Raw genomic sequence first — 21905 nt, forward strand, 5'->3', positions numbered from 1 at the left:
AAGTCAGCTGCTCTACCAACTGAGCTACGGGCCCACAATATGAGATATGGCATTGCAAAAGAAATCCCGTAATCGCGGGAATATGTCGCAATGCGGCTGCAACATAGGGGCGCACGGCGAACTGGTCAAGCATCGTTTGTTTTTTTTTCGAAACTTCTCGTAAATGCGGATTTTTTACGCCTTCCAGCTTATATTTCTGGACGATCGGTGCCGGAAATGGCAGACAATAAGCCGATTTCAAAATGAAAGAATGAGGACTCCTATGATTTCGAAGATGCTATCGCGGATCGCATTTGTGGTCATGGCCGCCGGTTTGTTTGTGCTGCCGCTTAAGTCGGCCCTGGCCCTTGATCTGGAAAATACTCTGTATCTCGACCTGAAAAACGGCCGGGTGGTGATTGAAATGCTTCCCGACCTCGCGCCCAATCATGTGGCGCGGATCAAGGAACTGACCCGTGAGAAATTCTATGACGGCCTCAAGTTCCATCGTGTTATTGAGGATTTCATGGCGCAGACCGGCGATCCGACTGGAACTGGACGGGGCGGCTCAGGCCGCAAGCTGCGCTCGGAATTCACCAATACGCCGCAAGTGCGCGGGACCGTTGCCATGGCCCGGGCGCAGTCGCCCCATAGTGCCGACAGCCAGTTTTTCATCGTCACCGCGGATTCGCATTTTCTCGACGGTAAATATACGGTTTGGGGCCGGGTTGTCGAGGGCATGGAATATGTCGACATGATCAAGAAGGGCGTTGGCCAAAGCGGCATGGTGCGCGGCGAGCCTGACATCATCGTCCAGATGCGTGTTGCTGCCGACGTCGAGTAGAAGACAGCGAAAGACAGGTATCCGTCGCCCGGGGCCGTTAAACGCAACGACCGCCGTCAACCTCCAATGCTACGCCGGTGATGAAGGACGCATCGTCGGATGCCAGCCATAGCGCCGCATGGGCAAGATCGCGCGGGGTATTCGCCCGACCGAGCGGAATGGTCGCCACGAATTTATCGCGGATCTCCTGGGTATCGACACCGCCCATAAGTTCCACTGCCATAGGGGTGGACGCGAAGACGGGGCAGAGGGCGTTGACCCGGACCTGCCGTGGCGCCAGTTCCACCGCCATCGACTTCGATAGCGTCAGGACCGCGCCCTTGCTCGCATTATACCAGGTGAGGCCGGGACGCGGGCTGAGCGCGGCCGTCGAGGAGATGTTGACGACATTGCCGCCGGTCTCTAGCAGGTGCGGAACAATTGCCTTGGTCGTCAGGAAAATACTTTTAACATTCACGTCGAAAATCTTCTGAAAGGTCTCGACATCGACATCAAACATTGAGCCGTTGCGCTGCGGCATTCCGGCATTATTTACCAGGATGTCAATTTTCTGGAAATTATCGAGCGTTTGTTGTGTCATGGCCGCAATGTCGTCGGCACTGGTAACATCGGTAACGGAGCTTATGGCAACCCCACCATCGTCGGTAATCGCCTTGGCAACCCGCGCCGCGGCCTCGCCGTTGATATCGCTGACAACAACTTTGGCACCCTCCTTGGCAAACAATGTCGCCATTGCCTCCCCGAACCCTGATCCTGCCCCTGTTATGATGGCAACCTTGTCTTTTAACCGCATGCTATTCTCCTTAAGCGTATTTCGAGAATAGTTGACCGATCTTGGCAATATTGGCAAGGGCGGATGATATATTTATGGAGGATAGGGTAGGAGGAGACCCTCAGCGTCTGCCCGTCAAGCAGCCTGTTCACGAATACGAAAGGCCGGTAGGCACAGGCTGACGACGGTACCCTCACCGTACTCGCTCATCAGTTCAAGTTTCCCGTCATGCATTTCAGCGAGATTTTTGGAGAGCGGCAGACCAAGGCCGGTTCCATGGTATTTGCGGTTTTTCTCACTGTCAATCTGGACGAACGGGGTCATCGCCTTTTCAATATCATCTTCACGGATACCGATCCCGTTGTCGCGGACGCTGATCCTCATGCCATCCCGGCCATCCGTCTGGACAGAGGTAACAATTCGTCCTCCGGCCGGTGTGAACTTGATGGCGTTTGACAGGAGGTTGATAAGGATCTGCTTTAACATCCGGCGATCCGCAAATATCCGGGGCAGGAACGGATCAAGTTCAACCTTGATACTGATATTGTTCTCGACAGCTCGCTGGCGGGTTAACCGGATACATTCATTAACGAGAACATCAATTGCCACGATTTCCTCATTAATGGTCTGCTCCCCCGCCTCAATTTTCGAGAAATCAAGGATATCATTGATCAGCTCCAGCAGGTGAAGCCCGCTTGCGTGAATATCATTGGCATATTCCAGGTATTTCCGGGATCCGATATCTCCGAACAGTTCGCTGGTAATAACCTCGGAAAAGCCAATTACCGCATTAAGGGGAGTGCGCAACTCATGGCTCATATTCGCGAGGAAGGTGCCTTTCAGCTTTGCGGCATATTCCGCCTCTTCCCGCGCCTGTTTCAGGAAATCCTCAATTTGCGTCTGGGCCGAGATATCCCGGATGATCAGTTGCAGGATACGCCGTTCGCCATAGAAGAGCGGCGACACATCAATCTCAACATTGGTAAAAGCTCCATCCTGAAAAATTACCCGCGATTTCCGTGTGGGCAGCTTTTCCGTGGCTTCAATACTTTTGGCACAGCCAAAATAGGGGATCAGGGTCTCGCTGTCGGCGAACGGAAAGAAGGAACGAATCTGCTGGCCGATCAGGGCATGACGGTTTTTTACCCTGAAGAGCTTCAGCGCCGCGTTGTTAACGTAAATAATAAATCCATCCTTATGGGCAACAATAGCATCTGGCGACAGGTCAACCATCAGTCGGTAGCGCTCTTCATTGTCGCGATGGACTTTTTCGGCGAGTCGGGCAGCAGTGACATCTTTCACGGTTGTGACAACACCGCCCTCGGGACACGAGCTTGAGAAAATTTCGACGATTTTACCATCTTTGAAATAGCGGTCGACCTTGCGGTTCATGCTATATTTTATTTCATCCGTAACGGATGTGATAAAACTCCCTTCATTTTCTTCAATATCCCTATATTTCTGGTAATTCAGGGCGAGAATTTCCTGGTACATCATCCCCGTATGGAGGACATCATCCGAAATCTCCATGATATCAGCGTAGTTGTTATTCCATTTCAGGAGTTTCAGATTTGCGTCGAAGACACATATGCCAATGGTGACATTGTTAAGGACGGTATCAAGAAGGATGCTGTCTGTTTCTGTACTCGCAGCATTTACACCGGCACTGTGCAGGCGGGGAAACGTTAGAAACAGCAGGACGGCAATCAGGGCGACCATCATCATTGCAACCATAAAGGCGATATCCGGGGAAGCAAACGGGACATGCCTGCCGGTGAAATATCCCGCCGTGCCCAACAGCGTCAGAAACAATCCGACCCGTCTCAAGTTTATTGCAGTGTCAAATTTCATGCGTCGTATTTCAATTTTAAATGTTCAACAGAATAAACATCCACTTTAAGTTCCGACAATTGTATATATCTAATGTTAATAGGAGATTTATATTTGAATTATTTTCAGTCGCTTAACTTTCCCGGGACGCCAAGCAGGGTTGATGCTATGTTGCCCCGGCCCAACGGGATGTTGTGGCCCAATTGTATTCTTTGAAAAACTGAAGATTTAAATGCGAAAAAAAAAGAATTCCAAGACATTTTCCGAAACCGAGAAGAAGCGGATATTGGTGGAACCGGCGCCGAAGGCCAGCCTTTTTGCACGGCTTCGAACCTATTTCCTGACCGGTATCGTGGTGACCGCCCCCATCGCTATCACCATTTACCTGATTTATATCTTCGTTACCTTCATGGATGCCAATATCACGCCTCTCATCCCTGTACGTTATAATCCGGAGACTTATCTGCCCTTCGGAATCCCGGGTTTCGGTGTGTTCATTGCCATTTTTGGCCTTATCCTGATCGGCTTTCTGACTGCTAACTATCTCGGCAGGGCGCTGCTTGTCTTTGGGGAGCGCATCGTCGGGCGCATGCCGGTAGTCCGCTCCATCTACAATGCGCTCAAGCAGATTATGGAAACCGTGCTGGCAAAATCCGGCAATTCATTCCGCGAGGTCGTGCTGCTTGAATATCCCCGCAAAGGAATCTGGTCGATCGCCTTCGTCACCAGCACCGCAAAAGGACAGGTCAATGGGGTGCAAGAGGAGGAGATGATCAGCATTTTCGTGCCGACCACCCCGAACCCGACCTCCGGGTTTCTGCTGTTTGTGCCAAAGAGCGACCTGAAATATCTCGACATGACGGTCGAGGACGGGGTCAAACTTGTGATTTCGGCCGGTATGATCTGGCCCGATGAAATGAAAATGAAAAAGAACGGTAAGACACCGTCCCCTCAACCCGATCAGGTAGTTGACGCCAATAAGCTGTCAACCGGAGCTTAAATACTGAATGGCATTGTCCCGTTCGAACAGGTAGAGCAGCACGCGCAAGGCCTTGCCGCGGGCGCTTTCAAGCTTGCCGTCCTTTTCCAGAATTAACCGGGCATCATCCCGGGCGATGGGCACGAGGCGGGAATGAGCCTGCAAATCCGCAAGCCGAAACTCCGGCAGGCCGCTTTGCCGAGTGCCGAGCAGCTCGCCCGCGCCGCGCAGGCGTAAATCCTCTTCGGCAATGCGGAATCCGTCCTCGGTTTCACGCAAAATACCGAGCCGGGCCTTCTGCATCTCGCCGAGCGGTGCCACATACAGCAGCAGGCAGGTGCCGGCGAGGCCGCCGCGCCCGACACGGCCGCGCAACTGGTGAAGCTGGGCGAGGCCAAAGCGTTCGGCATGTTCGATCACCATTACCGTCGCCTCCGGCACATCGACGCCGACTTCGATGACCGTCGTCGCCACGAGGATCTGGATGTCACCGTCGATGAAGCGTTGCATGGTCTCGTCCTTCGCCTCCGCCTTCATCCGCCCATGGATCAGCCCGACCTGATCGCCATACAGGCCCTTCAGATAAATAAAACGTTCCTCTGCAGCGGCAACGTCGAGCACATCTGATTCCTCGACCAGTGGACAGACCCAGTAAATCCGCTCGCCCGCCGCGAGCTTGCGTTTCAGGCCATTGGCAACGTCATCGAGACGCCCAAGGTCTATGGCGCGGGTATCGACAGGCTTGCGGCCAGGCGGCTTTTCGGCAATCACCGAGACATCCATATCGCCATAGGCGGTGAGGGCGAGGGTGCGCGGGATCGGCGTCGCCGTCATCACCAGCACATCGACACCGCCATTTTTCCGACCCTTGGCGCTCAGCGCCAGCCGTTGATGCACGCCGAAGCGATGCTGTTCATCAATGACGGCAAGGCCAAGGTCATGAAAAATCACGTCGTCCTGAAACAAGGCGTGGGTGCCGATCACGATATCAACGGTGCCTGCTGCGAGCTCAATGAGGGCCGCCTCGCGTTTCTTGCCCTTGAGACGGCCGGTGATCAGCATTGTTTTGAGGCCAGCTGCCTCTGCCAGCGGTTCAATCGCCCTGAAATGCTGACGGGCGAGGATCTCGGTTGGTGCCATCAGGGTCGCCTGGGCGCCCGCTTCCACGGCTTGAACCATGGCCAGCAGGGCAACGACCGTCTTGCCGCTGCCGACATCACCCTGCAGCAACCGCAGCATCCGGTGGGACCCGGCAATATCGCCCGCAATTTCGGCGAGCGCTACGGTCTGGGCTGGGGTGAGACTGAAGGGCAAGCTTCCGCTTATCCTGTCCCGAAGGCTGCCATCGCCCACCAACGCCCGGCCCGGCTTTCGTTTCATGCTTCGGCGGACAAGTTCGAGCGCGAGCTGATTGGCGAGCAGCTCGTCATAGGCGAGCCGCGCCCGCGCCGGGTTATCGCGGTCAAAATCCTCGACCTTTGTCGGCGCATGGGCGGTGAGCAGGCTGTCCTTCCAGGATGACCATTTTTCACGAGCGAGCAGGGGCTTGTCGTTCCATTCGGGAAGATCGGGAAGGGCAGGAAGAAACTGGCGGTCAGCCTTGATGAAAGTCTGGTTCGTCAGCCCGGCGGTCAGCGGATAGACCGGCTCAAACAGGGGGATCGTATCGACCTCGTCCATCTTCACCACATGATCGGGATGGGTCATCTGGTAGGCGCCGTTATAGTCCTCAAGCCGGCCGCTGATTTTCCGGCTTTGTCCTTCGGGGAGTAACCGCCGCAGATAATCTTCGCGGCCATTGAAATAAACGAGGGTGAGGGGCTCACCGTTCACGGCACAGGCGATCCGGTAGGGCGCGCGCCGGTTCTGTGACGGGGAATGACGGATTACCTCAATGGTGAGGAGGACGTTCTGCTCAATAAGATCGGGGGTGAGCGCCGCCGCCAAGTGACGGGTGACAAGACCGCTCGGTAAATGCCAGACGAGATCGACGATATTTGGCCCGGCCAGTTTCTCGATCAACCCCGCGAGGCGCGGGCCGATGCCTGCAAGCTTGCTGACCGGATAAAACAGACTGTACAGGATTTCTGGGCGCACCGGGTTCCCTCACACTAGCGTTGGCGCTATTGTGGAGGGCGAGAGGCGGTCAGGTCAATGCGCAAAGCGTAAAATTTGCGGATGGGATCACTTCCTACTGACAGCACCGGCAAGAAAGTCTATATCCAAAGAAATTTGAAAACAGAGCCAGTAAACATGACCAAAGAAGAAGATACCATCACTCGCCGCAAACGGCTTATTCATCGCTCCCGCTATACCGGCATGAAGGAAACAGACCTGTTGCTGGGGGGGTTTGCGAATAAGTATGTCGCCGATTTTTCCGCCGCGGAACTGGAAATATACGAAACCCTGCTACAGGCCGGCGATCCGAATATCTATGTCTGGGCGGTGGGCCGCGAGGAATGTCCCGAAGAATATCAAACGAGCGTGATGACATTATTACAGAAATTCAGCCGGTTTGAGCATCATAACAGGGTCTGATTGCGGATGACCGATACGCCGCTTTCCCGTCTGCAGGCCAGAATATCAAATCTGGCCGACTATGACCGCGCCTTCACGGTGGAACAGGTGCCCGAGGGCTATGACGCCTATCTGCTCGGCGATCTGGTCAAGGTTCATAACCGCGATATTCTTTACATTTTGCGGGAAGACCTGCGCATGGCGGCAACGGAGGCCGCACTTGCCTTCTTCAACCCGGAGATCGAGGTGGTGACATTTCCGGCATGGGATTGCCTTCCCTATGACCGGGTGTCTCCCAACCCCGAAATTGTTGCCCACCGGATGACCAGCCTCGGCCGGATGCAGGAGACTGTCGACACGCCGAGGATTTTCCTGACCACCATTAATGCGGCGACCCAGCGGGTGCCGCCGATCGACATGGTGACAGGCAGCAGGTTGAGCCTCAAGATCGGCGAAAGGATCGACGGTGCAGACCTCGCCTCTTATCTGGTGGCAAACGGATTCTCCCGTATTGGTACCGTGATGGAGCCGGGAGAGTTTGCCGTGCGCGGCGGCCTGATCGACATATTTCCACCGGGTGCGGAAAACCCGGTTCGCCTCGATCTGTTCGGTGATCAGCTGGAGGGAATTCGCAGTTTTGATGCGCTTACGCAGCGCTCCACCGGAAAGCTCACGAAACTCGACTTCACAGCCGCCTCGGAGTTTTTGCTGAATGATGTTTCCGTACCCTTGTTCCGCTCCGGCTACCGGGCGGCGTTCGGCACAGTTAATCAGGATGATCCGCTTTATGAGGCGGTGAGCGAGAAGCGCCGCCACGCCGGGATGGAACATTGGTTGCCGATCTTTCATGAGAAGATGGCGACGATCTTTGACTATTTGCCCGACGCATCAATCTTCATCGACCATTTGTTGGAAGAGGCGAGGGAGGCGCGTTATGAGACCGTTCTCGACTATTACGAGAGCCGCCGCGAGGCCGCCCCCACCAGCGGCGCCGACTATAAACCGCTGCCGCCGGAAAGTTTATACCTGGACACAGAGGAATGGCAGGCAAATTTGACGGGAAGGGCGCTTGGGCAGTTTTCACCGTTTAACAGCGGGCAGGAGACCGCGACCATTGTCAACGCCATGGGCCGCCCCGGCCGCGATTTCGCCCCGGAACGTAATCTTCATAATGCCAATATCTATGAGCATTTAAAAGATCACCTGCTAGGTGAACTGAAACAGAACAAGCGCGTGGTCCTCACCCATTTCTCCAACGGATCGCGGGCCCGCAACAAGACGGTTCTCGCCGATCATGGTATCGAGCCGGTACAGGAAATCGCTGATTTTTCCGTGACAACGACGGGGCGGAACATCGTCTCCCTTGCGGTTCTCGGGCTTGAAAAAGGCTTCGAGACCCCGGACTTTGTTATTATCGGCGAGCAGGATGTTTTGGGGGACCGTCTCGCGCGGCCGCATAAATCCTCCCGCCGGAGCGAAAACTTCATAGCCGCCGCCTCCCAGTTGTCGCCGGGTGATTACGTCGTCCATCTGGATCACGGCATTGCCCAATATGAGGGACTGACGACTATCGAGATTTCCGGTGCGCCGCATGACTGTGTGACGCTGCTGTATGCGGGCGGGGACAAGATATACCTGCCTGTCGAAAATATTGAGATGCTGTCGCGCTACGGCGGCAGCGACATGACCGCCACTCTCGACAAGCTGGGCGGTTCCGGCTGGCAGGCGCGCAAAGCCAAGCTGAAGAAACGGGTCATGGAAATGGCCGACCAGTTAATCAAGATCGCGGCGGCGCGGATGCTCAGGAAGGCGACCCGGTTGGCTCCTGCCGAAGGGCTCTATGCCGAGTTCTGCGCCGACTTCCCGTTCGAGGAAACCGATGACCAGTTGCGCGCCATCGACGATACCCTGAACGACATGAACAGCGGCCGTCCGATGGACCGGCTGATCTGCGGTGACGTCGGCTTCGGCAAGACGGAAGTCGCCCTTCGCGCTGCCTTTACCGCCGCCATGGCCGGAGAACAGGTCGCCATTGTCACACCGACGACTTTGCTCGCGCGCCAGCATTACAAGGGCTTCACCGCGCGTTTTGCCAACCTGCCGGTGCAGGTCGCGCAACTCTCACGCATGGTGACGACGAAGGACGCCAACCTGACCAAGGCGGGCCTCGCCTCGGGACAGGTTGATATCGTTATTGGCACTCATGCTCTGCTGGCGAAGTCAATAAAGTTCAAGAACCTCGGTCTTGTTATTGTCGATGAGGAACAGCATTTTGGTGTCGTCCATAAGGAGCGGCTGAAGGACCTGCGCGCCGATGTTCATGTCCTCACCCTGACGGCGACGCCGATCCCACGTACCCTGCAAATGGCCATGACCGGCATCCGCGATCTGTCTATCATAGCGACGCCGCCGGTTGACCGTCTTGCCATCCGCACTTTCGTCCTGCCGTTCGATCCGGTGGTTCTGCGCGAAGCCCTGCTGCGCGAGCATTATCGCGGCGGCCAGAGCTTTTTCGTCTGTCCGCGCCTCACCGATCTGACGGAAGTTGGCAAATACCTGCGTGAGCATGTGCCAGAGGTCAAGTTTGTCACCGCCCATGGTCAGCTTCCGGCGAAGGATCTGGATACGGTGATGAACGCATTTTATGATGGCTCCTACGATGTGCTGGTGGCCACGAATATCGTGGAATCAGGGCTCGATATCCCGTCGGCCAATACGCTGATCACTTACCGCGCCGATATGTTCGGGCTCGCCCAGCTGTACCAGATTCGCGGGCGCATCGGCCGTTCGAAAACCCGGGCCTACGCCTACCTGACCCTGCCCCCGCGCAAGCGCCTGACCGATGCGGCAGAGAAACGGCTGCGCGTCCTGCAATCTCTCGACACTCTCGGTGCGGGTTTTACCCTTGCCAGTCACGATCTTGATATCCGCGGCGCCGGTAATCTGCTGGGGGACGAGCAGTCAGGCCATATCAAGGAAGTCGGGTTCGAGCTGTATCAGGAAATGCTGGAAGAGGCGGTCGCTAATGCTCGCGAGAATGAACTGGGTGAATCCCAGGAGGCAGAGGATAAATGGTCGCCCAGCATCAATATCGGCACGTCGGTGCTGATCCCGGAGCATTATGTCGCCGATCTATCGTTGCGCATGGAGCTTTACCGCCGGATCGCAGCACAGGAAACGGCCGAGGAGATCAATGCCTTCGCCGTTGAACTGGTGGATCGTTTCGGCCCGCTCCCTGATGAGGTAGTCCATCTGATCGAGGTGATGACTATCAAGTATTTCTGCCGCACCGCCAATATCGAAAAGATTGAGGCGGGCCCGAAGGGGGCCGTGCTCAGCTTTCGCGGCAATAAATTTGATAATCCGGGCGGGCTGGTCGAGTTCATCAGTCGCGCGCCTGGTTCAACCAAGCTACGCGGTGATCACAAGCTGGTCCATAGCCGCCAATGGCAACACCCAGAAGACAGGTTGAAGGGGGTTCTCTGGCTCGCGCAGAACCTTGCCAAAATCGCCAAGGCCACCTGACAAACGAGCCGGATTATTCAGGGTTTGCGGCTTCACTCGTCACCTTGTCAAAGGCGGCGATAAAGGCCTCGGGGTCCTGTGCGCCGGAAAGCGCATATTTATTATCGATGATAAAGAACGGAACGCCGGAAACGCCCATTTCGCGGGCTCTGCGGTCTTCCTCGGCAACGATTTCTCGGTCGTCGTCCTTATCCAGCAGGCCAGCCACAATATCTGCATCCATCCCGGCTTCATCAGCGGCACGGGTAAGAACGTCATGGTCACTGATATCCTCACCGTCAATAAAGAACCGGCGAAACAGAACATCGACAAGCTTGTCTTGACAGCCGGCAGTTGCCGCCCAGCGGATAAGACGGTGGGAATCAAGCGTGTTGGGAGAGCGCTTTATATCCTCAAAATTAAACGGGATATCAACGGCTTCCCCGGCTCTTTTGACATTGGAATAAAGCTCTTTCGCCCGCTCAGGACTGCCAAATTTCTGGGCAATGAACTCCTTGCGGTCGGCCCCTTCGCGTGGCATTTCGGGATGGAGCTGGAACGGATGCCAGTTGACCTCGACGTCTAGATCAGGCCGGGCGGCGAGCGCCGTTTCAAGTTTCCGCTTGCCAATGAAGCACCATGGGCAAACCGTATCGGAGATAATATCTATTTTCATAGGACTAATATATGAAAAGAAAACGCTGAAAACAAGGGATTTGGAACGATCAGTCTACTATCAACGCTCAGGCCGCCTTGCCGTCGCTGATATCAATCTGAAACTCCCGGTCGATCATCTCGTCGAAATTGGCCCCGCGCTGCAACTCGACAAAGCTATGGATCACTTCGGCCCGCATGGATGCAGTTTTGTCGGCAATGGCAAATTCGGTATTTTTCAGGACGCTGACAATGCGGTTCAGCGCAATCCCGGCATCCTTTTCGCCTGTACCCGGAAGCGCCACGAGGAATTCTCCGGTTTTATAATGGGCGCAAAAATCCTCACTCCGCACGAGGTTGGAGATTATCGTGCCGATCTGGCGCAGGATCTGATCCCCGGAGGGGTAGCCGTGATCCTCGTTTATCCGGTCAAGATTTTCAACGCGCAAGCGGACCAGCGACATGACCTTTTGCTGTTTGTGGTGATCCTCGATCATAACCGGGATATGGGTGCGCATGAAACCAGCGGAATACAGATCGGTGGCGCCATCTGCAACCGGGTGCGACCTCGCCGCCTGAAATAGTTTCTGCATAGCAAAGCGGTACCTGTACTCGCGGATTTGCAGGCCGATCCGGTTGGTCAGCGCGTCCATTTCATGTTCGTGCATGATAACGTCGGACGCGCCGTGGATATAGGCGGCCTCGCGATTTTCAGTATTCTCTAGCACCATCAAAAGCGGCAGATTGTAAAAACGGGTGTCGGCGCGAATGTCATTGCAGAGACGGAGATTGCTGTCGCCCTGGCCGACGCCGGACAGGATCACCGCGTCAAAGTTCGTCTCGCGCATGTCCTCAAGGGCATTGCTTGGGTTCTTGCAGATGCGAATGTTGGTCTTGGTATCCAGACGCAGCAGGATATTGCCGAGAACCATCGTCTTGCTGCCGACGATCAGGATATTTGCAGTGCCGATATCCGGCTCCGGCGGCGTAATCTCTGCAAGATCAAGGCCGTATATCTCAGTCGTCTGGATCCGTCTCAAAAGTTCCTGATGCATTGTTTCAAGGCGGACGAGGGCGCTCACGCGGGATAGCAATTCAAGGCTGCAGTAGCCGGACGAAATGGTCTGCATCCGGCTTTGGAAGTCTGCAGGGCCGATGATCAGGAAAGAAAAGGTATGGACCTCGGCAGCGAGGGCTATTTTCTTGATTTCGATGTCCGCTGTGTTGTTATCCCCATCTATCAGAACAAGATCAAACGTCTGATCGCCAAGATCCTGGGTAAATATCTCCTTAAATGATAGCCGGGTGCAGTAATAACCGGCAGCATTGAGGCAGGGCTCGATACGGTTCTCCCGGGCATCGGACACGACCAGCAATTTTGCGGCATAACGCATGAAAACGGGCTCCTTACTGTTATAGCGTTCCTGTTTACGCCGGAATTCTTAAAAATTATGTAAGTTTTCAGAAATTACAAAAATATATGGCATCCGGTAATATTCGGGCTTGATTTTGTCGCCGCGCAACTGAATTATGACGGCGGCGGTCAAGACGGACAGATAACAATATCCCAAATTGGAGATAAATCATGACATCCTTGAATTCCCTTGACGGCAAGCATGCCCTGGTTACCGGAGCTTCGTCCGGCCTCGGATGGCAGTTTGCGCTCACGCTGGCACGGGCAGGGGCAAAGGTCTCGCTAGCGGCGCGACGGACCGACAAGCTTGAGAAACTCGCCGCCGAAATCGCGCAGTTTGACGGGCGGGCGCTGCCGGTTTTGATGGATGTCACGGACATTGACAGTATTCAGGCGGCGGTCGCGGCGGCGGAGACGGAACTTGGACCCGTCAATATCCTCGTCAATAATTCCGGGGTGAGCGCAGGCAGCCCGTCGGAGAAAATTTCCGAGGAGGATTTCGATTTCGTGATGGACACGAACGCCAAGGGCGCCTTTTTCGTCGCCCAGGCGGTTGGTCAGAGCATGATCAAGCATGGTGCGGGCGGCAAGATCGTCAATATCGCCTCTGTCGCTGCAAGCCGTGTTCTCAAGCAGAATATCGCCTATTGCATGTCGAAGGCTGCGGTCGCCCATATGACGCGGGCGCTGGCCGACGAATGGGGGCGGTACCGCATTCAGGTGAATTGTATCAGTCCGGGCTATATCGTTACCGGCATGAACCGCAGCTATTGGGAGACGGAGGCCGGAAAGCGCCTGATTGCAAGGCTTCCCGGGCGCCGGGTCGGGGAGCCCCATAATCTTGACGGAACGTTGTTGCTGCTCGCCGGGCCCGGATCCGACTTTATGACCGGCACCAACATTGAGGTTGATGACGGCATTACGGTTTCCGGATTTTAGGCCGACTGCCTACATGCCGAATTTATAGAGCGCAAGATTTTGCAATTTCTCGCGGACCGGCGTGACGGCGGCGGCAGTCTCGACGAGAAAGGCGAGAGAATATTTCAGCCGCACTTCCAGCGTGACGTCAAGTTCGGTCGGCGGATCGACCTGAAACAATGTCGCCACGTGTCGCAGGATCATATGGTCCGGCATCCACCACAGAAAATTGTTCTTGTACCCGCTCATGCGCAGTTCCGCGACCGGATAGGCACCCCCGGTTCCTGAACTGATCGAGACCAGTTGTGCGGGCTTGTGGGCGAGCTCGCCGCCATCACACATAAGCAGGAAATTTTTGAGATGGGGCGGCGCCATTCCTGCCCACTCTGGCGAAATAACGACAAATCCGTTACAGGTTTTAAGCCGGTCGGATTGTGTCTTCCAGAGCGTGTTGAGGCCGCTGTCCGCTTGCCATCTATCTTCACTCCAGAACGGAAGCTCGATATCACGGAGCGAAAAAACCTCCGGGGTTACCCCCGCATCCATATCGGTGAGCAACTTTTCCACGAAGGCACCGATCCGGGCCGATTCCGATTTTTTGCGAATACTGCCGATAATAATACCAATTTTTGTCATGCTGTCCTTATTCCTTTGGCGCCTTGAACGGTGGCCAATACATATGTCCGGCCCTCTCCATAAAAACCGGAGTTGCCAGAAAAACGCAATGATTAATAAGGGAGCAGGGTGAAAGCCATCGCCTATTGACGCAGGAAGGATAGAACTTCCCGGTTATATGCAGGGGCGTTGTCCTCATGCATGATATGAGAGGCGCCGGGAATATCGACCTGCGTCGCATTTGGCAACAGCCGGAACAGATGATCGGCGAGCTTATGGAACATGCGCGGGCTGCGCGCGCCCGTTACCAGCAGGACCGGGTGCGCGATCCGGCGCACCTCTGCCGGGGAAATCGGCGTCATGAAGCTGTCACTGAGAAGTTCTGCCTGACTGGAATTGACGGTAACCTGCAGCATTCTTTCCGCGGGCAGGGCCGCGAAGGCCTCTTTGCCCAGAACCGCCTTACCGAAACGGGTGATAGCCCGCGTCATATTATCTTTTTTGGCGGCAATTATCGCCGGGCCAAGGCCGGTCGCCATGAATTTAATCACCGGCGCGGCGGTTCCGGGATGGGTGCAGAGTAGCGCCAGTATTTGGTGCGGTTTTGGCGGAAAACTTGTGAACAAGGGGATGACCGGCGGCTCGCCAAGGACGAGGCGGTCCACCAGGGACGGCTTTTTCATCGCCAGCATCAGACAAAGATAGGCGCCGTAGGAATGACCCACAAGATGAACCTTGTCGAGCTTGAGGGCCTGTAGAAATGCTTCCAGATCGGCAACCTGCCCGGTCATGTCGTATTCGGCATCGGCTGGCGCGGGATCGTTCGGCCAGTGATAGCGCCGACTGTAGGTGAGGGTGCGGAAATTTGCTTCAAATGCCGGGAGCTGCGCCTCCCATGTCCGGCAGTCGCTGGCCGAGCCATGGACAAGGACCAGCGGCGGGCCCGTACCGCGATCCGTGTATTCCAGGGATAGATCGCGTAGCTCAATGCGTGCCATGGCCTCCACCTTGATCCCGTGATGCATCAAATTAGAGGAAATGAATATTCAATGCAACGGCCAAGTCCTAAAACTTACCGGAGAGTTCCAGTGATTTGATTAATTCATAATAGGCAAAGATCGCGACCAGGAAAAAACCAGCAAGAAGTAGCTCATGCTTGAATTTATGCGAATGGAAGAAGGCCCGGTCGTGATGGTGAAGGACATCCATCAATTCATCACCGAAACGTATGGACAGAAAAGTACCAATTGCTGATAGGAAAATAACTCCCCAGTAGGGGTAGGGGTTAATGAGAATTTGGTGCAGGATTTGGGTAATAAGGGTGGTGTCATAATAGACGGCGCCATATTTAAGCGCCAGAGCGTTCGCCGTTATCGCAATTGCCCAGACGACAAGTTCCGAGAAGACCATGCGGATCCCGAACAACAGGCGCAGCGGAAAATCAAGGAGGAAACCGGCATCGGCGACGGGTGTGCAGAGAACAAAAAAACTCCAGGTGAGCAGGGAGGACACACCGCCCGTCAACAGATCGAACTCATAGGTCAAATAGGCAAAATATCCACCCAGTAAGACCAGCAAAAGCAGAAACTTTATTAAAATCTGTTTCGAGGGCTTTACGGCGGAATTTTTCATGAATCAGGCGGTCATTACTAAAAGTAAATTATAGGAGTAGCGTATTCTCTGACCCAGTCTATACATTTTTTGTGACGCCTAAGCCACCAAAACCGCAGATTACTGTTTCCGATAGTTTCCCAGTCAAAGCATTGAGGATAACAAGGTCGCTATGCCGAGAAAGGAAAAGAACCCGGCGATGTCAGTGACCGTTGTCAAAACAATTGATGAGGCGACAGCCGGATCCTGACCCAGTTTGGTCAAGACAATCGGGACAACAGCCCCGGCAAAGCCCGCGGCGACCATTGCCAGGACCATGGACAGCATTATGACCAAAACCAGACCCAATGACCCACTCCAGAAAAACACGCCAATACCGCAGGTCACCGCCACAGCCAATCCATTTACTAAACCTACGCTTAATTCCTTAAACATAACCTGAACACCTTGGCGCGTCGAAATCTCACGCAAGGCCAAACCGCGCATGGTCACCGCCAGGGCCTGAGCTCCGGCGTTACCTGATTGACCGGCGACGACGGGAAGCAGAACCGCCAGAGCCGTAAATTGGGCGATTGTATTTTCAAACAAACCGACGACAGCAGCGGCCATAAACGCTGTCAGCAGATTAATTTGCAACCAGGGCAACCGGCGGCGCACGGCAAAAAGCGGTTTTGATAACGCCCGCTCATCCTTGCTGGCGCCAACCATTGTCTGCATGTCCGCAGTGGCATCTGACTGAATGGTCTCAACCAGGGCAGCGTGCTGTATTACGCCTATCAATACACCCTTCAGATCGACGACAGGGAGGTCGGCTAACCGATCCCGCTCAAGCAACTCGACGACTTCGTCCTGCGATGAGAGCGGATTGACGTAGGCAGTTACCGGCTGAGCCAGGTCTTGCAGCCGGTCATCCGCATCGGCAATGGCGATATCCTGGATAGAAACCTTTTCGGTAAGGCGATTTTCCTCATCGACCAGAAACAGGCTTCGGGCGTTCCTCGTTTTAAGCTCCCGCAATTGGTTGATGGCCTCCGATGCTGTTGTCGTCATTCGAAAGGTCGCATCGACGGGGTTCATCAGCCGTCCGGCACTATTTTCCGGATAGCTCATCAGCGTTTTAAGGTCAGACGAAATCTTGCTATCCATTTGTGACAAATACCTGTCACGATCGGATTCAGACAGGGAGGCAAGAAGGAGGGCGGCTTCATTGGGTAAGAGTTCGGACAACAGTTCTGTCGCCCGCTGGTCTGGAAGCTTGCCGAGTAATCGTGTGGCGATCGGTGTCATTAACCGCCGCCAGACCGGAACGAGGACTTCAACGCGTTGCCGCGTTAGCGCAATCACGGCTTCGTCAACGGGCAGGGATTCAAGAAGACGTGCGGCATCCCACGGATGGTCCAGCAGGAAGCGGCGCTCCAGCGGCTCAATAGCGGCGTCAATATTACCCGTCATGGCGAGCCTCCAGATCTGTTTTAGGGCCTTGAATATCGGCTGAGTTTAAAATCAAACCGAGCAACCCGATAAAAGCGATAAAACATCCGCCGATGAGATGGGCGAGGAGTGACTCTGACTTAACGCCAGCGGAGTGTCGGTGCGCAGCGACGATGCCCTGCCGGGCGAGACGATGTGACAACGTGCCAAGGAAATTACCCTTACGACCAACAACCGCAAGATTTGCGTGATCATCCCACAGGGGTGAATCAATCACAGATGCCAGCGTGGCCCGGTTGGACACAGTTGGTGTCCCGGTTTTAATCAGGTCCTGCAATACCGCCTTGCTGTCATTTTGGACGAGCCGCGAAATCCGAACGACGCCAACGAACCGATGTGCCTCATCAACAACAAATATTTCATCTCCTTCAGGACGCGATTTCTGTTTTGCATATTTTAGAGCCTCCGCAACCGTACGCGATTGCGGCAAGGGTGATATGCGTTGATCCATCCAGGCGCCGACAGAACCGCGCGGATGGCTGAGCGATTTTTTAAAGTCCCTCGCCAGATCTTCCGGTAAGGCCTCCAACACAGCGTTGCGGTTTTCATCACTCATTACCCGCAAAATACTCGCCGCATCCAGGAACGACATGGTCCGCAAGATAAGGGCGATCCGATCTGTATTGAGTTGTATGACACATTGCGCAGCGGCAAAAGGTGTCATGCGCCCCAAAGCCAGAGCACTTGCATAGCCCGGCAACACGTTGATCAGGGCAGTCGCATCATCTGTCGATAAATTTTCCAGAACCCGCGCCGCAGCGTTGGGGTTGCGCTCGATGAAGGCAACACTTAAGGGAAGGGCATTAGCCATCAACAAGATCCTCCCCTTTCAGCGTAATTTTTGTACGAAAATACGTTTCGCCCGGCACCGTCGATCTGCCCTCGGGTGTTTCCAGGATCACCCCTGTCGCGGTAAATTCCAGAATTTCACCTTCCGCATCACCAATGGCCAGTATCTGACCAGTCGAATATTGTTGTTGCAGGTAACGGGCACCTATCAGATTGGCCGCCAGCGGGCGCGCACCCAAACCGAATGCAATCGCTATTCCGCCCATTATGGCCGCCATAAAGATAGCAATAATGACGATCAGGAATGTCACATCGATGCCAATCTGCTCGATGGCAATAATTCCCGCTGTCAGGAGAATAGCCCATTGCGCAAAAGCACCAATCAATTCACCCTGACTTACGGCCATGGAGGACAAGGCTGTCGCGACAATATCACGAACAGTGGCAGCGAGAAGGTAGCCGACTATAATAATAAGCACACCGCCGAGGACACGCGGTAAATATCCAAAAATGACCGCCAGCCAGGAGGAGACAGTGTCAAAATCTGCAACATCGGCAGCAAGTGTAATGGCAAAGATGATGGTCAACCAATAAACCACATTTCCAATCATCCGGGCCAGTCTTGGAGACAAACGAAAGCTGGCGAGCCGACCTGTCGGCATTACTGTTTCAAGCAGGCGATTTAAACCATCACTCATCCTTATAGCCGTCGCACGCAGAACCCGGGCAATTAAGCAGCCCACGACCAGCAAAACGACAGCCCCTAAAAGTCCAGGCAAGGCAGCGATCAGATCACTCAGCAACTCCATGCTTGCAGACTTGACGTTCGCAAGCCAAATTGATGCATCTTCCATATACTTATCCTCCTTTAGAGGGGGGCGGGCGGTCAGGTTCGAGATCACGGGTAATGGTGTTAGCTATTTCCGGCATTTCTGCAGCAGCCACTTGGTAAGCGATGGACTTCAATTTAAAGTCCATTTTTCATAATCATTTTATCAAATAGATAATAATTATATGTTTATAGTGAATATATTTTTTGCTATTTGTCAATTTATGTTTATTCTAACTACAGAATTTGAACAGCAAATTGAGATGATCGGGAGAGGTTTTCAGTGGCAGGTAGTCTGGATTATTCAAATGCCGATGTTGTCGATCGTCTGGTGTCACTTTACGATCATTCATTCGGTGGAAAGCCGCGGGGTCGGTATCGCATTTCCATGAAATTGATGTGCCGAATTGTGAACCAGAGGCGATTATGGCCTGAACAAATCGAGACTATTCGGCGCGGTTTGTATGAAACCGGGCATATCCTGATTGATCTCGGGACCTATTTTGTTGTCGTAAACCAGCGCACTTTTTCCAGCTATCGACGCTTGAACGAAGCAAGTATAGCAACCCTTGAAGATACGCTTGCGGGCGAAAATCTCGGTGGGTTTGAGGATGAGGCTGTCGATCAATCCGGGACTCCAGATCAGGACACGTCGGGTGGTTAAAGTTAAATCAGCCAATGGTAAAATTATTGTCGGATGGCGCGAGTGGGTCACTTTTCCAGGACTGCTGGACGAGGCCGTCAAGGCCAAGATAGATAGTGGAGCCCGGACATCGGCAGTTCATGCCGTCGATATTCAGACCTTTACGGAGCGTGGAGCGCCCCATGTTTCGTTTATGCTCTATCCATTGCAAAGGCGACAGAAGCCGGCCGTTAAATGTATAGCGGAAATTTGTGACGAGCGTGAAGTGACAAGTTCTACCGGACACCGTCATAATCGTTACGTCATCGAAGTCGAGGCGCGCCTCGGATGTGTAACATGGCCAATTGAATTGACGCTAGCGGACCGTGCCCCCATGGGCTTTCGCCTGCTGTTGGGACGTCAGGCCTTAAAGAGCCGCTTCTTGATTGATCCAAACCGGTCGTTCATCTCCGGCCGCAATTTTTCAAACGTTTAATCCAGAGTCCCTATCGAAAGGTGAGTTTTATGAAAATCGCTCTGCTTTGCCGAAATGCCGATCTTTATTCACATAAACGTTTAATCGAAGCGGCTGAAGCACGAGGCCATCAAATCGATGTCATTAATCATTTGCGCTGTTATATCGATATCGCTCCCGGCGATCCCGAAATTCATTACAAAGGTGAGTCTTTGAAAGGCTATGATGCAGTTATTCCCCGCATCGGGGCCTCGGTCACTTTTTTCGGTACTGCCGTTCTCAGACAATTTGAAATGATGGGCGTTTATCCGGTCAACGAGTCGGTTGGCATTTCGCGTTCTCGCGATAAACTGCGGAGCATGCAGTTGCTGTCCCGCGAAAACATAGGTCTGCCGGTCACCGTTTTCGCTCATCGCACCTCGGACGCGACAGAGGTTCTCAATCTTGCTGGCGGCGCCCCCGTTATCATCAAGCTGTTGGAGGGAACGCAAGGGATTGGTGTTGTCTTGGCAGAGACGACCAAATCAGCGGAGAGCATTATTCAAGCCTTCGGCGGGACTGATACCAACATCTTGGTCCAACAATTTGTGAAAGAAGCCAATGGCGAAGATTTAAGGTGTATTATTGTCGGTGAAAAAGTTGTGGCCGCTATGATCCGCCGGGGGGCGGAGGGAGATTTCCGGTCGAATTTACATCGTGGCGGTTCGGCGGAGGCCGTCAAAATCACGGCAGAAGAACGATCAACGGCCTTAAAGTCAGCCAACGCGATGGGACTGAACGTCTGTGGCGTCGATATGTTACGGTCAAACACAGGCCCTGTCGTCATGGAAGTGAATTCGTCGCCGGGACTTGAGGGCATTGAAAAGGCGACCGGAATTGACGTTGCGTCAAAAATAATAGAATTTATTGAGAAAAATGCCAAAGCTGGCCGCACCCGTACAAAAGGCAGCAAAATCAGGAAGGGCCCGAAGAGTGCGTGAACCATTTGAATTGGCGGGCAAAACGATCCCCGCCGGTCAGCGACGGATTGTTGATATTCCTCTGAGTATGATGTCGGATCACACGCCGGCAACATTATCTGTCCAGGTCATTCATGGAAAGCGCGACGGACCGACAATTTTTGTCAGTGCGGCAATTCACGGTGATGAGGTTCTCGGTGTTGAAATTATTCGTAGGCTCGGTCGACTTGCGGCACTGCGCCGTATATCGGGCACATTATTGTTGGTGCCAATCGTCAACTCTTTTGGCTTTATCGGCCATAGTCGCTATTTGCCGGATCGTCGTGATCTCAATCGGTCGTTTCCCGGAAACGTAAATGGTTCGCTGGCATCGCGCCTTGCTCATCTTTTTCTCACCCACGTGGTTCAGCGATGCGATTGCGGCATTGATTTGCACACTGCGGCAATACAACGCAATAACCTGCCGCAGGCCCGTGTAGACCTTAAAGACAAGGAGGCACGCAAGCTGGCTGAGGCATTTGAACCACCCGTTATCCTGAACGCATCACTGCGGGAGGGTTCTTTGCGGGCCGCAGCCAGCCAGCTCGGCATTCCTGTCGTGGTTTTCGAAGCGGGCGAGGCGCTGCGGTTCAATGAATTCGCTGTGCGTGTGGGCGTCACCGGTGTTCTGAAAGTCCTGCGGCACATGAACATGGTTGCGAAGAGTACCGTTAAGTCGGGCAACAAGAAAATCAGAAAGACACCTGTCGCGACCAAAAGTGTCTGGTTGCGGGCAACGGATGGTGGGTTATTGCGGACGCGACATGATATCGGCGACTATGTTCGCGAGGGCGACATACTCGGCTTGATTTCTGATCCCTTCGGCGATCGGGAAACCGAAGTACTGGCGACCAAAGACGGCTTGATCATCTGCGCGGCAACAATTCCCTTGGTCAATCAAGGCGATGCTCTGTTTCATATCGCCTTTTTGTCCGAGGCCGCCGCGTCCGACGCGTCGATTGAGGCCATTGAAGGCGAAATTGAGAGCAATCCGATCTTTGAGTATGACGATCTGTGACCTGATCAAAGATTATATATCCTTAAAACAAATGACGGAGGGCAGC

At 54.1% G+C, this 21905-nt stretch carries 20 protein-coding genes; 9 read left to right on the top strand and 11 right to left on the bottom strand.

Going from position 1 to position 21905, the window contains the following annotated elements:
- The first annotated feature begins 301 nt into the window (after positions 1-301).
- Positions 302-823: a peptidylprolyl isomerase gene (locus ACESNI_RS08360; protein ID WP_373086116.1), complete on the top strand. Its 522-nt coding sequence runs from the start codon at positions 302-304 to the stop codon at positions 821-823.
- A gap of 37 nt (positions 824-860) precedes the next feature.
- Here ACESNI_RS08360 and ACESNI_RS08365 read toward each other — a convergent pair whose 3' ends face one another.
- Positions 861-1616, bottom strand: coding sequence for a glucose 1-dehydrogenase (locus ACESNI_RS08365; RefSeq protein ID WP_373086087.1), 756 nt, complete (start codon positions 1614-1616; stop codon positions 861-863).
- 114 nt (positions 1617-1730) lie between these two features.
- Positions 1731-3446: an ATP-binding protein gene (locus tag ACESNI_RS08370; protein WP_373086088.1), complete on the bottom strand. Its 1716-nt coding sequence runs from the start codon at positions 3444-3446 to the stop codon at positions 1731-1733.
- 211 nt (positions 3447-3657) lie between these two features.
- Here ACESNI_RS08370 and ACESNI_RS08375 point away from each other — a divergent pair, with 211 nt between their 5' ends.
- On the top strand, positions 3658-4425 hold the full coding sequence (locus tag ACESNI_RS08375; protein WP_373086089.1) for a DUF502 domain-containing protein: 768 nt from the start codon (positions 3658-3660) through the stop codon (positions 4423-4425).
- Here the strand turns inward: ACESNI_RS08375 and recG are convergent.
- Positions 4411-6501 carry an ATP-dependent DNA helicase RecG gene (gene recG / locus ACESNI_RS08380; RefSeq protein WP_373086090.1) on the bottom strand — a complete coding sequence of 697 codons (2091 nt, stop codon included), beginning with the start codon at positions 6499-6501 and terminating at the stop codon, positions 4411-4413. The two genes, ACESNI_RS08375 and recG, sit on opposite strands and share 15 nt — an antisense overlap.
- Before the next feature lie 156 nt (positions 6502-6657).
- Between recG and ACESNI_RS08385 the strand changes: the two genes are divergently transcribed.
- Positions 6658-6942 carry a succinate dehydrogenase assembly factor 2 gene (locus ACESNI_RS08385; protein ID WP_373086091.1) on the top strand — a complete coding sequence of 95 codons (285 nt, stop codon included), beginning with the start codon at positions 6658-6660 and terminating at the stop codon, positions 6940-6942.
- A 6-nt stretch (positions 6943-6948) separates the two neighbouring features.
- A complete protein-coding gene (gene mfd, locus ACESNI_RS08390) occupies positions 6949-10446 on the top strand; it encodes a transcription-repair coupling factor (RefSeq protein WP_373086092.1) in 3498 nt (1165 codons plus the stop codon).
- Positions 10447-10459: 13 nt separating this feature from the next.
- Here the strand turns inward: mfd and ACESNI_RS08395 are convergent, their stop codons facing one another.
- Together ACESNI_RS08395 and ACESNI_RS08400 are read right to left on the bottom strand one after the other, a co-directional pair.
- Positions 10460-11101 carry a DsbA family oxidoreductase gene (locus ACESNI_RS08395; RefSeq protein WP_373086093.1) on the bottom strand — a complete coding sequence of 214 codons (642 nt, stop codon included), beginning with the start codon at positions 11099-11101 and terminating at the stop codon, positions 10460-10462.
- A 67-nt stretch (positions 11102-11168) separates the two neighbouring features.
- Positions 11169-12473, bottom strand: coding sequence for a diguanylate cyclase domain-containing protein (locus tag ACESNI_RS08400; RefSeq protein ID WP_373086094.1), 1305 nt, complete (start codon positions 12471-12473; stop codon positions 11169-11171).
- 191 nt (positions 12474-12664) lie between these two features.
- On the opposite strand from ACESNI_RS08400, the gene ACESNI_RS08405 reads away from it, so the two are divergent.
- Positions 12665-13432: an SDR family oxidoreductase gene (locus ACESNI_RS08405; RefSeq protein WP_373086095.1), complete on the top strand. Its 768-nt coding sequence runs from the start codon at positions 12665-12667 to the stop codon at positions 13430-13432.
- Between the two features lie 9 nt (positions 13433-13441).
- Here ACESNI_RS08405 and ACESNI_RS08410 read toward each other — a convergent pair whose 3' ends face one another.
- The 6 genes from ACESNI_RS08410 to ACESNI_RS08435 form a co-directional block, all read right to left on the bottom strand.
- A complete protein-coding gene (locus ACESNI_RS08410) occupies positions 13442-14047 on the bottom strand; it encodes an NADPH-dependent FMN reductase (protein ID WP_373086096.1) in 606 nt (201 codons plus the stop codon).
- A gap of 122 nt (positions 14048-14169) precedes the next feature.
- Entirely contained in the window at positions 14170-15024 is an 855-nt protein-coding gene (locus ACESNI_RS08415) for an alpha/beta fold hydrolase (RefSeq protein ID WP_373086097.1), read from the bottom strand.
- 67 nt (positions 15025-15091) lie between these two features.
- A complete protein-coding gene (locus ACESNI_RS08420; protein WP_373086098.1) occupies positions 15092-15658 on the bottom strand; it encodes a hypothetical protein in 567 nt (188 codons plus the stop codon).
- 123 nt (positions 15659-15781) lie between these two features.
- Positions 15782-17089 (bottom strand): magnesium transporter, encoded by a 1308-nt coding sequence (gene mgtE, locus ACESNI_RS08425; RefSeq protein ID WP_373086099.1) that lies wholly within the window; start codon positions 17087-17089, stop codon positions 15782-15784.
- Positions 17079-17939: a magnesium transporter MgtE N-terminal domain-containing protein gene (locus tag ACESNI_RS08430; protein WP_373086100.1), complete on the bottom strand. Its 861-nt coding sequence runs from the start codon at positions 17937-17939 to the stop codon at positions 17079-17081. The genes mgtE and ACESNI_RS08430 overlap by 11 nt, the downstream gene beginning before the upstream one ends.
- Positions 17932-18771 (bottom strand): hypothetical protein, encoded by an 840-nt coding sequence (locus ACESNI_RS08435; protein WP_373086101.1) that lies wholly within the window; start codon positions 18769-18771, stop codon positions 17932-17934. The genes ACESNI_RS08430 and ACESNI_RS08435 overlap by 8 nt, the downstream gene beginning before the upstream one ends.
- Before the next feature lie 258 nt (positions 18772-19029).
- On the opposite strand from ACESNI_RS08435, the gene ACESNI_RS08440 reads away from it, so the two are divergent.
- From ACESNI_RS08440 to ACESNI_RS08455, 4 genes are read left to right on the top strand one after another with little or no spacing between them, the layout of a single operon-like run.
- The gene (locus ACESNI_RS08440; protein ID WP_373086102.1) at positions 19030-19410 is read left to right on the top strand and encodes a hypothetical protein; all 381 of its coding nucleotides are present in this window, start codon (positions 19030-19032) and stop codon (positions 19408-19410) included.
- Positions 19403-19864 (top strand): ATP-dependent zinc protease, encoded by a 462-nt coding sequence (locus ACESNI_RS08445; RefSeq protein WP_373086103.1) that lies wholly within the window; start codon positions 19403-19405, stop codon positions 19862-19864. Before ACESNI_RS08440 ends, ACESNI_RS08445 begins: the two co-directional genes overlap by 8 nt.
- Positions 19865-19893: 29 nt before the next feature.
- Positions 19894-20823: a 30S ribosomal protein S6--L-glutamate ligase gene (gene rimK / locus ACESNI_RS08450; protein ID WP_373086104.1), complete on the top strand. Its 930-nt coding sequence runs from the start codon at positions 19894-19896 to the stop codon at positions 20821-20823.
- Positions 20759-21859, top strand: a complete 1101-nt coding sequence (locus ACESNI_RS08455; RefSeq protein WP_373086105.1) for a succinylglutamate desuccinylase/aspartoacylase family protein — start codon at positions 20759-20761, stop codon at positions 21857-21859. Before rimK ends, ACESNI_RS08455 begins: the two co-directional genes overlap by 65 nt.
- Positions 21860-21905 lie beyond the last annotated feature (46 nt).

It is taken from the genome of Sneathiella sp., from assembly GCF_041689005.1.
Lineage (GTDB): Bacteria > Pseudomonadota > Alphaproteobacteria > Sneathiellales > Sneathiellaceae > Sneathiella.